This is a genomic window from Vibrio sp. HM8-C, assembly GCF_058630515.1.
Map to the genome: position 1 here is coordinate 37,243 of NZ_JBMMKS010000004.1, position 11,796 is coordinate 49,038.

Sequence of the window (11,796 nt, forward strand, 5' to 3'; positions counted from 1 at the left end):
AGTGTTTAGGAAGCAGATAACTAAAATGAAAAACAAAGCACACTATCACCAGCTTATTGAAGTACTGAAAAGCCAGATTGCTGAAGAACGTATTATCACTCAGGAAGCGAAGCGACTTGCCTACGGCACAGATGCTAGCTTCTATCGCCTTATTCCAGAAGTCGTTCTGCGCCTTAATAGTTTAGAGGAAGTCGTCTTCGCGATTAAAAGCTGTGAGAAACTCAGTTTACCCTTCACTTTTCGTGCTGCAGGAACCAGTTTATCTGGTCAGGCAGTCTCCGATTCTGTGCTTATTACCCTAACTGATGACTGGCGAAAGCATCAGATCCTAGACGAAGGTGAAAAAATTCGCTTACAGCCGGGAGTAATCGGCGCAGATGCCAACAAATATCTCGCACCTTTTCAAAGAAAAATAGGTCCAGATCCAGCCTCAATCAACACCTGCAAAATTGGCGGTATTGCAGCCAACAATGCCAGCGGTATGTGTTGCGGTACGGCGCAAAACTCCTATCAAACCATTGATAACATGAAAGTGGTGTTTGCCGATGGTTATATTCTCGATACCAGTGATAAGAAAAGCGTAGAAACCTTTAAACAGCATAGAGGCGACATTGTTAATGGCTTGCAAACGCTAAGAAACGAAACACTGGCAAACCAAGCATTGCATGAGCGAATCAAATACAAATATCGTTTAAAAAACACGACTGGCTATTCACTTAACGCACTAGTCGATTACGAAGACCCTATCGATATTCTAAAACATCTCTTTATTGGTTCTGAAGGCACACTCGGCTTTATCGCTGAGATTACCTATAACACAGTAATAGAACACACTCACAAAGCCTCTGCCTTGTTGGTATTTTCTGATATTGAACAAGCCAGCCAAGCCGTGACTAGGCTAAAGCAATCTCCTGTCGCTGCGGTCGAGATGATGGACGGTCGAGCCATGCGTTCCGTTGCGGACAAAGCCGGTATGCCTGATTTCATCACGTCTCTTGATTTGGAAGCAGCTGCGTTACTGATTGAATCTCACGCTAGCCACCATAAAGCGCTTCAACATCAATGCGGTCAAGTGATGGAGATGTTGAAAGACTTCAAGATTATCGAATCCGTTCCTTTTACCTCTGATGCCAATACTGTCTCAACACTCTGGGGCATTCGTAAAGGCATGTTCCCTGCTGTTGGAGCGGTAAGAGAGGTAGGAACAACCGTCATTATTGAAGATGTCGCCTTCCCCATTGAGAACCTAGCCAACGGCATTCGCGATCTTCAACAGTTGTTCGATAAATATCAGTATCAGGAAGCGATCATTTTCGGGCACGCTCTTGAGGGCAACCTGCATTTTGTTTTCACTCAAGGTTTTGAACAACCGGAAGAAATCGAGCGATACGGTGCCTTTATGGATGAGGTCGCTGATTTAGTCGCGGTGAAATACCAAGGCTCTCTCAAAGCAGAGCACGGAACAGGTAGAAACATGGCGCCTTACGTCGAACTCGAATGGGGTAAAGAAGGCTATGCGCTCATGCAGAAAATCAAAGCCTTGTTCGATCCAAACGGGTTACTCAATCCAGGCGTAATTATTAATGACGATCCCAAAGCACATTTGAACAACTTGAAGTTGATGCCTGCAGCCGATGACCTTGTAGATCGCTGTATCGAATGCGGCTTTTGTGAACCTGTTTGCCCATCACGCACTTTGACTCTTTCGCCAAGACAACGCATCGTTCTGTATCGAGAACTTCAACATCGACGCAAGCAAGGAGCTTTAGATTCGGCAGATGAGTTAAACAAAGTATTCGAATATCAAGGTCTCGATACCTGTGCAACAACAGGTCTATGTGCAGACAGATGCCCTGTTGGTATTAATACCGGCGACCTAGTGAAAAAATTGCGCAGTGCCAAATACGAAAAGTTCACACCAATAGCACGTTGGACTGCAGAACATTTTGCCGCCACAACAGCAATGTCCCGTTCAGCGCTAAAATTGAATAAAGTCGCAACGACTATCCTTGGCGAGAAATCAGTAAAGAGTATCGTGGATGGAACGCGAAAACTGACTCGCGGGAAAACACCCGTTTGGCTAGCTGAAATGCCTCAAAGCAATAGATATCCCCTTGCCAAAGCTGCGGGTGATCTTCCTCAACGAGAAAAGAAAGTGGTTTATATGCCATCCTGCGCTAGTCGCAGCATGGGACAACAATCGGATGCAGCAGATCAACGGCCATTAACTGAAGTCACTCTATCTATTCTGAATAAAGCTGGGTATGAGGTTATCCTCCCTGACGACCTTAACCAGCAATGCTGCGGTATGCCTTATGACAGCAAAGGAATGAACGATATTGCCAAAGACAAAGCTTCTCAACTTGAAGAAGTACTTTGGAAAGCCACACAATATGGCCAATATCCAGTACTAATGGATACAAGCCCTTGTGCTAAGCGAAGTCTTGAGCTGTTTAGCAAACCGTTGAAGGTTTACGAACCCACAGGTTTTGTTAGCCAATATTTGTTAGAGCATTTGTCCATCACACAAAAACAGGAAACGGTGATGCTACACGTTACCTGCAGTTCCCGCCGCATGGGTTTGACCAACGCGATGACAAATCTTGCGAAAGCGTGTGTTAACACTGTTATTGTCCCAGAACATATTGAATGTTGCGGATGGGCAGGAGACATAGGGTTTACCACACCGGAACTTAACGCTGCCGCTGTTCATCCATTAAAAGAGCAAGTACCAGCAGGCTGTAGTCGAGGCTTTAGTAACAGCCGAACCTGTGAGATCGGTTTATCGCACCACAGTGGAATTACTTATCAGTCTATCCTCTACTTAGTGGACGAAGTCTCAAGACCTAATCAATGAATTAAATGTTAATCCGTCATCAAATGATTGGTTAATAACTTCCACCTAAACCCTCAGCCAGTGTCGAAGCTATAAATTTGCCACTGGCTGAAACCCGCGTCTCACCTGCCACTTTCAAATAAGCACGTAAAAAGTACACGCCTCGTTTTTCGTTTATCAACTCTCCGATAACTTCAAGTTGCTCACCAACGTTTACTGCAGTGTGATAACGAACATCCAATTGAGCGGTCAGTGCTGCAATATTTAAGTTGAGCAGACAGTGAGTCATTGCCCCATCCAGTAGTGAGCTGGCAATACCACCATGCAATAACCCCAAATAACCTTGATGCCTTGGTAACACAGTGAAATCCGTTCGAACGGTTTGCTTATTCACTAGAGAAAACTCTGCACCTAACGAGTAGTCATTATTTTTTTCGCTGCCACAGACAGCACAGATTCTATGGGTATGGTGAAAATGAGACATATCAACGATTTCCTGAGCCTTTACGATGTAAACCGTAAATAGCATATGCTATTTACGCAGATTTAATTTCAACGTAATCATTGTTTACTGCAAAGATTTTGGCACCAGCTTCAATCAATCCTCCAAAACGTGACCCATTAACTTTACAGGGCAACAAAAATTCAATAATTATGGTCTAGACTTACGTTGTTTGCGTTTGAGTGTGCGTGCTTTCACTTTATTTGAAATATTCGCTAGTTTATTGCTGGTACATGCGTTATGATTCGCGCGTCCAATCGATTCACGCTCGATAGGTTGTGCGAAGGAAACCTTCCGGTACTAGCGTTTAGCCAGTTTATGTAGAAGCATTTTGTTCAAACGTCACCTAAGTAATAAGCGCCTTCTTTTGGCTAAATAGATTAATTTTTTAAAGATTTGGAGACATCATGTCTAACACTACTGGTACCGTTAAATGGTTTAACGAAACTAAAGGTTTTGGTTTCATCGCTCAAGATAACGGCGGCGCAGACGTATTCGTACACTTCCGTGCAATCACTGCAGAAGGTTTCAAAACTCTGAAAGAAGGCCAAAAGGTTTCTTTCACTGTTGAAAACGGCCAAAAAGGCCCACAAGCTGCTAACGTAACTGTTATCTAAGCTTGATTACAATCTTCGGATTGACGTGAAAAGGTCGCTTTATGCGGCCTTTTGTGTTTTTGTTGTCTCCAAAATTCGTTACACATTAGAGGAACCCAATGCGTACTTTCGTTCTCAGAGCACGTTCAGCCCCAACCGATAGTCAAAAACTGCAAGCAGAAGTGGGCGGCAAAGCTCATGCTGAAATTCTTGCACACGGTATTATGAACGCAATTTTTACCGCTCAATCACACCGTGAAGATGCTGTCATTCACTTGGTGCTGGAAAGTACTCAAGATTTCTCTCGTACCATTACTATCGATGCCAACACCATCAGTGATGTCGGTGGTTTCCACGAGTCTGCGTTAATTGCTCTGCTAGTCAAAGCATTAGACAAGTCTTTGGGTATGACCAAAGAACAAATACGTGAAGTCCAACCAGGTTTAACTGTACAGACGATTAGCTTTGAAGCTCTGGTAACCAAGCTTGCTGATTCCCATTCTATGTACATGATGGACAAGAAAGGCGAATCCATTCGTACCATCGAAATTGGTCCAAATCCTTGCTTCTTACTTACCGATCATATTCCGATGCCGAAAAAAACAGGCAATTCCCTAAAACGCCTCGGTGTCGAGAAATTGAGCTTAGGACCTAAGATGCTGTTTGCTTCGCAATGTATTACGCTTATTCATAATGAATTGGATATGCGTGAATAAAGGGAAAAGATGGATCACTTGAACAACGAAGAAATCCTGACTGGTTACTGCCATTGCGGAAATGTCACTTTAACTATCGCTCACCCAACGAAAACGGCTACAGAGTGTAATTGTTCAATTTGCTCACGTTATGCTTCAATTTGGGGATATTTCAGAGAACCTGAAGTAAAAGTCACTATTAAAGAAAGCGGTGTGAGTGATTACAGTTGGGGTGACAAAGAGATTCTCTTTCATTACTGCAACAAATGTGGCTGTATTACTCATTATTCTTCATCGGATAAGTCAAAAAGTGACCGAATCGCCGTCAACTACCGCATGTTCAAACCCGCCCTCTTAAAAAGCATCAAGATCCGCCATTTCGATGGTGCGGAGTCTTGGTCTTATCTCGATTAGCAATCTACCTCTCTCCGTTGTCCTTTTTCCGCTTTGTCTGACATCATGCTCAGTTGATGTCAGACCAGCACTACAAATTTAGTGAGAAACTTCTCGTTTTACTACCTCATACCTTTTGGTTATTGCATTTCCACTACGGCGTGAGTATAAATTGAACAAATAACAATAAGCCCTATAACAATCACAGTACGCGACGTCTTTTAGCTTCAAACCTCGTCAAAGGCTCGGTATCCGTTTTTCGATTTTTTAGGGTGTTCATTACAATGCGTATTAATCAACCAATTACACAAAAAGAAGTCCTTTACCCTCCTCATTACAACCTACTGTCGATCACTCAACCTAGCAGTCATATTACTTATGCGAGTGACGAGTTCTGCAAAGTTGCCGGATACAGTTTAGAAGAGATGGTTGGCCAACCTCACAACCTTGTTCGTCATCCTGATATGCCAGAAGCTGCTTTCCAAGATATGTGGTCTCATTTAAAAAAAGGACGTTCATGGATGGGAATCGTAAAGAACAGAACTAAATCTGGTGATCACTACTGGGTTGATGCCTTTGCCTCTCCAATTATCGAAAACGGCAAAACCATTGAATACCAGTCTGTTCGCTTATCTCCAAATCGTGAACATGTTGAAAATGCCGAAAAAGTGTATGCGCAGCTCCGCGCAAATAAAACGCCTTGGCAACTAAAGATGCCGAGAACTCGCTTATGGCAACGAATGACCGTCGGTTTTATTGGTGCTGCAATCATTTCTGCTGCTGTTGACTATTTCCTATCTGGTTTTGGCGTACCGGTAATGTTCTTTTTAAGCGTAATCACCGGTTACGCATTGACGCGCCGTTTAGAGAAAGTGGCTGAGACTGCTCGTAAAGTGTTTGATAACCCACTAATGGAGCTTGTTTATAACAAGCGCGTTGATGATATCTCCGAAATACAGCTTGCTCTAAAAATGCGCCAGTCTGAGCTGAACGCGGTTGTTGGACGAATTCAAGACTCGAACCTTCAACTTGTAGAAGCCGCTAAAGCATCGTCAACGAACTGCAATCATACAGCTGACAACCTTGATGGTCAGGCTCGTGAAACAGAGCAAGTTGCTACAGCCATTACTGAGATGAATTCAACAGCGAATGAAATTGCCAATAACGCTCAAGCGGCATCAGCTGTGGCTAACAACGCACAAACCGCAGCAAATGAAGGTGTGGATTCCGTAGCTGACACAGTCAATTCAATTGTGCAGCTAGCAAAACAACTAGACTCAGCAACAAGTGTGATTGAGAAGCTTTCAGCACAAAGTGCGACTATCGGTCAGGTTATCGAAGTGATTCAAAGTGTTTCTGAGCAAACCAACCTACTTGCCTTAAACGCGGCTATAGAAGCAGCGCGAGCCGGTGAACAGGGTCGAGGTTTTGCCGTTGTAGCCGATGAAGTACGTAAACTCGCACAACGTAGCTCAGAATCCAGCGAAGAGATTCAGAACATAGTTCAGTCGATCCAAAACAGCACTCGTGAAGCCGTAGATACTATAAGTCATGGCAATGTGCTGTCACAAAGCTGTGTGAATAGTGCCAATCATTCGGGTGACAAACTAAAAGCCCTGCTGGCACAAATGGCTGATATTGCACAACGAAATGAACACATAGCAACTGCGGTCGATGAAATGGCTCGTGTTACGGAAAGTATGAACGCCAGTGTTCAATCCATCAGTGATGGCTCAACAGCCACTCTCTTACTTGCCAATGACACACATGAACAGTGCAAGGCATTGGTAACAAACCTTGATTCACAGGGTTCTTTAGTCAAACAGTTTAGACGCTTATAGCATCTAAATTCAGTCAAAGGTCTACCTTTTGAGCTAGACCTTTTTCTTTACGATACATCCCTTGTCAGATTGAAGAGTTTAAGAATTCTCAATACCTAACAGAGTTTTAAGGTCTTGAACCATAATTTCTGTCGCTCTCACTCCGCCCATCGATATGTACCAAGCGTTTAGGCTTAAATAAACAATTTGATCCTTTTGAAACGCGATGGTTTGTTTCACTAATTCATTGTCAAACATTTCACGAGTCTGTTCAGACTTTGCATCTCTCAACTTTTCGCCATCGATGATAAACAGATAATCTGGATTCACTTCTCTAATGAACTCAAAGGAAACAAGGTCACCATGACTGTTTGTTTTTAGTATTTGCGAATCCGTTTGGTGGAAGCCAAAGTCATGATACAACGACGAAAAACGAGACTTTGCAGAAAACGCTGTTACGTTGCCACCAAAATTCATCACGGTCAGTGATTTCGCAGGATGTTTTGCATTAAATGCTTTGATCGCTTTGAAATCTTTATCGATTCGAGAAATTGTCTCTTCTACTTTATCTGAAACCTCAAAAATGCGGCCGATATGACGCCATTGCTGTTGCGTACTTTCCCAGTATCCATCTGTAGCATGAGGGCTTAGTACTACCGTGGGAGCAATCTCAGACAGCTGTTGGTAATTACCAGCCATACGAGGTCCTGTAATAATTAAATCCGGTTTTTGTGTGTAAATGTCTTCGTAGCTCGGCTCAAACAAAGTTCCTGCTGAGGGATAATCTCCTTCCGTGTATTTTTTCAAATAGTCAGGTTGATAATCATGATTGACGGCGATAGGAGTAACACCGAAATAGTCGAGCATATCCAACACGCCAGCCCCGATGACAACCACTCTCTGCGGCTTTGTTTCGATGACCGTAGACCCAGCCGCATGCTCGATTGTGACTGAATTTGCATACGCTGATACAGATAGTAATAGTGAACAAAATAGCGATAACACTTTCATAAGTGACCTCTGATGATAAGCGCCGATTTGCGCGCTCATTCATATTTATTAGTTAAAAGAAAAGTTCGAGCGAAGCACCTACAGTTCGTGGTGTCTGGCGAAGGGGTTCATTGATAAAATTTTTACCGCCAATATCAGTAATGCTGTTGTCATTAAACAAGTTGTGCGCAAACAGGTTCGCGCGACCATTTTTAAACACATAAGATATTTGAGTATTCACAATCCAATAAGGATCAATTTTCAAGCTTTCATCGTTAGTTAGATCGGAAAAGTAAGCGCTTGTGTAATTGGCATTGGCACTCGCTTCAAATCCATCAAAGAAGTGATATAACGCACTTAAACTAGCCGAAAATGCAGGCGCTCTTGGGAGCTCTTTCTTATTTCCACCTTCAGCAACCGTCTGTGTGTAATCAGTTTTGAGCAAACCAACGGCAGCCATAAGTTCTAGATCTGAGGTTGCCATCCAATCTATTGCAGCCTCAGCTCCATATGTTTTTGCATCATCTAGATTCTGAACTAACACATACCCATCATCTCGACTCTGTTGAATTTGCATGCCATCGTAATCGTTGTAGAACCAGTTCGATGTCAGAGTTACCGTTCCGTCTGCTAGGCCATGGCGAGTGTAAAACTCGTAGTTCCAAACATACTCTTCGTCAAACTCGTAAGGTTTCCTCGGCGCTTTAAAGTTCATACTGTTAAAGCTCACACCAGCACCACCGTTGTTATAACCTTTACCGACTTTAAATCCGATGGTTTGGTGGTGTTCTGGACGATAGGCGGCCTCTAACTTAGGTAAGAACACGGAGACATTTTCATCGTAATCAATAGTGAATCGAGGCTTAAGGTCTGCTTGACGTGTTTTGTTCTCTTGCTCGAAGCGCCCAGCAAATGTCACATCAAACATAGGCGTAACTCGGTACGTTGCTTCACCGAACGCAGAGGCGGTTTTGGTTTCTCCACCCATAGGGAAACCTCTACCTGAAGAAAGAAACTCATCATCTTGATCGGAGCTAAAATAGCGAAGTCCAAATAAGCCACTTAAACTGCTTTGTTCCGAGTGATAGCGAACCAATGGTTCGACCGAAAACTCATTTCCTTCAGTAGTAAAGTCAGCATGATTTTCACCAGGTTGAGTAATGCGTTCATATTCAAACTCAGTAACGATCAGACGGTTTTCAAAAGTCAAAGCATCATTGAGTTGCCATTCAATATTCCAAATGCCATTGGTGGATTGAGTCTCATATACCGCCCGCTCTTTCGCGTAATTCACCCCTATCTCATTTAAAGACTGAGGAGAACGAGTATCACTAAAATCAACGGCTAGAATAGAAGTAAGACCTTGGAACTTGTCTGGTTCTATTAGCAGCTTTGCTCTTGCAACAGTGGTTTCAATTCTTCGGCTATCGCCTGCCGGCTCATAGGATGCCAAAGGCAGTTCAGTAAGCCGCTTTTGCTGATCTACACTCAATCTGAGAGCGAGCTGGTCTTGGACAATTGGAGTGTTAACGATGATGGAATTTTGTGAGTAACCTTGTTCTCCGTAGCCACTTTTAACGCGCGTTTCAAACTCATGAATGGGATCGTTAGACTTAATCACTATTGCACCGGCCGAAGAATTTCTCCCCTGAACATAGCTTTGAGGGCCTAAGTGAACTTCGACTTGCTCGATGTCCCAAAGAGAGCGAGGACCAAAGGCAATTTCAGAATAAGTTAAAGAACGACCATCGATAGAGAGGTTTAATCTTGGTGCCGTTCCCGCGAAACTGGCGATGCCGCCTACCGAAGGGCCAGAACCATCAACACCACGAATCGAAGGTAAACTATTTCCTTGGCCACCATCGACCATATTTGGTGTGAGTTGAAGTAAGTCATCAAGCTGAGTCGCATTTGGCGTAGACTCAAGAGTGTTTTCATCATAAACCCATACACTCGAACTCGTTTCATAAATCGTTTTTTCTACTTTTTCACCGATAACAGTAACAACTTCCGTTTGCTTTACTGCATTATCCTCAGCCAAGGCTTGAGTATTGAAAAGAATGCTTGAAATACTTACAGCTAATATTGTTTTAATTGCTGGAGTACCAGCATTTATTTGAACCTCATTTTGGCGCAGCGCTGCCATATCTAATCTCCATATTTGCCACAATCTAAGTGGATTCGAATAACAAGTTCGCTAGCTTTAAGCATTACTTGCCTGAATTTTCCGGACATGAAGATAATGAGCACCGAGATGCTTATCAAATGATAATTATTATCATTTAAATATGACTCGTAAGAATGGTTTCTATGACTTGCAGAGTAGATATTTTTATGAAAGACGCATTCAATTTTGCAGAGGTGACTGTGGGAAAATCATATAAAACACTTGTAGACGACATAGTTGTTGGCACGATGAACAAAATTTCATCAAATCATGCCCTTATAGTAAGTCTGTTATCACTACGAGTATTAGTTTGCTTTTAAGGTACCAATCGTGAATTCCTTCGCCCATAATAACCGCCAATAACATTCTCAAAACAATGAAGATAATAATTCGCGAATGAATCCTCCATCATTATCCAATCAGCTATTTCAAATGACTTGGCCGATGCTTTTCGGCGTCTTGTCACTGATGAGTTTCCAGTTAGTCGACAGTGCATTTATCGGTCAACTTGGCATTCTTCCACTCGCCACACAAGGTTTCACCATGCCTTTGCAAATGGTGATCATTGGTGTACAAGTCGGACTTGGTATAGCAACAACCGCTGTCATATCCAAAGCTTTGGGTGAAGAAAAAACACTCTACGCGAAACAGCTTGGTGGCTTAGTTTTAGCGATGGGCAGCAGCTGCGTGGCTCTGTTTGGTTTGATCATCTACTTGTTGCGCTACCCTATTCTTTCCTTGCTTGACGCACCAGAAACCATCTATTCGATAATTGATGTCTACTGGGTATGGTGGGCGATTAGTGCTTGGACTGGTGCCGTTCTGTATTTCCTTTACAGCGTGTGCCGAGCCAATGGCAACACCATGTTGCCCGGAACTATGATGATGGTAACCAGCTTACTGAACTTGATTTTGGATCCTCTGTTTATCTTTGTGTTTGATCTCGGCATCAATGGTGCGGCTATTGCGACCATACTTGCATTTGGTATTGGCATTGCAGTAGTGATGCCAAAAGTTTCTGGCAAACATTGGATTAGTTACGAATGGCAAGATTTGGATATTGTCGCAAGCGTAAAATCCATCGGTCATATCATGGGTCCAGCAATGTTAAGCCAACTTTTGCCACCACTTTCTTCTATGCTAGCAACAAAACTATTGGCAAGCTTTGGCGCAACCGCAGTCGCAGCTTGGGCATTAGGGTCTCGCTTTGAGTTCTTTGCCATCGTCGCGGTGTTAGCATTAACCATGTCTATGCCACCAATGATCGGCAGAATGTTGGGAGCAGGCAAACTTGCAGATATCCGAAAACTAGTAAACATTGCCATTCGCTTTATTCTTATTTTCCAACTCGCTATTGCGCTTGTCGCTATCGCGCTGTCGACACCATTGGCATCACTGATGACCAGTGAAAAGAGCGTTGAATCCATTTTGAACTGGCACTTGATGATTGTCCCTCTGAGCCTAGGTTCTCTTGGAGTTTGCATGTTGATGGTGTCCGTATCGAACGCGTTAGGAAAATCCTATATTGCATTAACCATTTCAGCTTTGAGATTGTTTGTTTTTTTCCTTCCATGCTTATGGATTGGATCTCAGTTGGGCGGTTTACAAGGTCTTTTTATCGGAGCATTTATCGGAAATCTATTGGCGGGTAGCACGGCTTGGTGGGTATATCAGAGAACATTGAAAGAAATTGAACGACATCAGCTAGCAATTCAGCCTTAAGTTTATTTTTTTCAATCATAGGTGAAAAATAAGATCAAAAAAGGCTCTCAACTTGAGAGCCTTCTTACTTGGCGT

General features: G+C 43.1%; 9 protein-coding genes. 6 read left to right on the forward strand and 3 right to left on the reverse strand.

Annotated features, from left to right (window positions below; genetic code table 11):
- Nucleotides 1-25: 25 nt before the first annotated feature.
- The gene (locus ACOSVQ_RS06500) at nucleotides 26-2,857 is read left to right on the forward strand and encodes an FAD-binding and (Fe-S)-binding domain-containing protein (protein WP_491981718.1); all 2,832 of its coding nucleotides are present in this window, start codon (nucleotides 26-28) and stop codon (nucleotides 2,855-2,857) included.
- A 31-nt stretch (nucleotides 2,858-2,888) separates the two neighbouring features.
- Here the strand turns inward: ACOSVQ_RS06500 and ACOSVQ_RS06505 are convergent, their stop codons facing one another.
- On the reverse strand, nucleotides 2,889-3,320 hold the full coding sequence (locus ACOSVQ_RS06505; protein WP_491981719.1) for a PaaI family thioesterase: 432 nt from the start codon (nucleotides 3,318-3,320) through the stop codon (nucleotides 2,889-2,891).
- A gap of 425 nt (nucleotides 3,321-3,745) precedes the next feature.
- Here ACOSVQ_RS06505 and cspE point away from each other — a divergent pair, with 425 nt between their 5' ends.
- The 4 genes from cspE (at nucleotide 3,746) to ACOSVQ_RS06525 (ending at nucleotide 6,863) form a co-directional block, all read left to right on the forward strand.
- A complete protein-coding gene (gene cspE, locus ACOSVQ_RS06510) occupies nucleotides 3,746-3,955 on the forward strand; it encodes a transcription antiterminator/RNA stability regulator CspE (RefSeq protein ID WP_042481174.1) in 210 nt (69 codons plus the stop codon).
- A 98-nt stretch (nucleotides 3,956-4,053) separates the two neighbouring features.
- On the forward strand, nucleotides 4,054-4,650 hold the full coding sequence (trmY, locus tag ACOSVQ_RS06515) for a tRNA (pseudouridine(54)-N(1))-methyltransferase TrmY (RefSeq protein ID WP_491981720.1): 597 nt from the start codon (nucleotides 4,054-4,056) through the stop codon (nucleotides 4,648-4,650).
- A 9-nt stretch (nucleotides 4,651-4,659) separates the two neighbouring features.
- Nucleotides 4,660-5,043, forward strand: a complete 384-nt coding sequence (locus tag ACOSVQ_RS06520; RefSeq protein ID WP_491981721.1) for a GFA family protein — start codon at nucleotides 4,660-4,662, stop codon at nucleotides 5,041-5,043.
- Between the two features lie 263 nt (nucleotides 5,044-5,306).
- Complete coding sequence (locus tag ACOSVQ_RS06525) at nucleotides 5,307-6,863, forward strand: methyl-accepting chemotaxis protein (RefSeq protein WP_491981722.1); 1,557 nt, start codon at nucleotides 5,307-5,309, stop codon at nucleotides 6,861-6,863.
- Between the two features lie 78 nt (nucleotides 6,864-6,941).
- Here ACOSVQ_RS06525 and ACOSVQ_RS06530 read toward each other — a convergent pair whose 3' ends face one another.
- On the reverse strand, nucleotides 6,942-7,853 hold the full coding sequence (locus ACOSVQ_RS06530; protein WP_491981723.1) for a siderophore ABC transporter substrate-binding protein: 912 nt from the start codon (nucleotides 7,851-7,853) through the stop codon (nucleotides 6,942-6,944).
- Nucleotides 7,854-7,905: 52 nt separating this feature from the next.
- The gene (locus ACOSVQ_RS06535) at nucleotides 7,906-9,978 is read right to left on the reverse strand and encodes a TonB-dependent receptor (protein ID WP_491981724.1); all 2,073 of its coding nucleotides are present in this window, start codon (nucleotides 9,976-9,978) and stop codon (nucleotides 7,906-7,908) included.
- A 417-nt stretch (nucleotides 9,979-10,395) separates the two neighbouring features.
- Between ACOSVQ_RS06535 and ACOSVQ_RS06540 the strand changes: the two genes are divergently transcribed.
- Nucleotides 10,396-11,721, forward strand: coding sequence for an MATE family efflux transporter (locus ACOSVQ_RS06540; RefSeq protein WP_491981725.1), 1,326 nt, complete (start codon nucleotides 10,396-10,398; stop codon nucleotides 11,719-11,721).
- Nucleotides 11,722-11,796 lie beyond the last annotated feature (75 nt).